The sequence below is a fragment of the Penaeicola halotolerans genome (assembly GCF_016464625.1).
Lineage (GTDB): Bacteria > Bacteroidota > Bacteroidia > Cytophagales > Cyclobacteriaceae > Penaeicola > Penaeicola halotolerans.
The window spans coordinates 1-264 of sequence record NZ_JAEAGO010000093.1 but is presented as its reverse complement, the minus strand read 5'-3'; the positions used below and the strand labels follow the sequence as shown (position 1 = coordinate 264).

Here is a 264-nt window from a genome sequence, read left to right as displayed (position 1 = left end):
TATGCCGCGGAGGCGAAGTACTCATTGCCCGCGGGCCTGCTTGATGCGCTCGTATGGACAGAATCTCGTTACAACCCGTTGGCTGTCAGCCCGGCGGGTGCCGCGGGCCTTGGGCAGCTGATGCCCGCTACGGCAAAAGAACTCGGGGTCTTCAATCGCTTCGATCCAATGGCCAACATCTTCGGCGCAGCGCGATACCTGCGGCAGATGCTCGACAGGTTTGGCGTGGTCCACCTCGCGGTAGCTGCCTACAATGCAGGTCCC

Annotated in this window: 1 protein-coding gene; it reads left to right on the top strand. The window is 62.1% G+C overall.

Going from position 1 to position 264, the window contains the following annotated elements; all coding sequences use genetic code 11:
* Positions 1-264: lytic transglycosylase domain-containing protein (locus I5349_RS13810; protein WP_226391363.1), on the top strand; the 264-nt coding region annotated here is incomplete at both ends.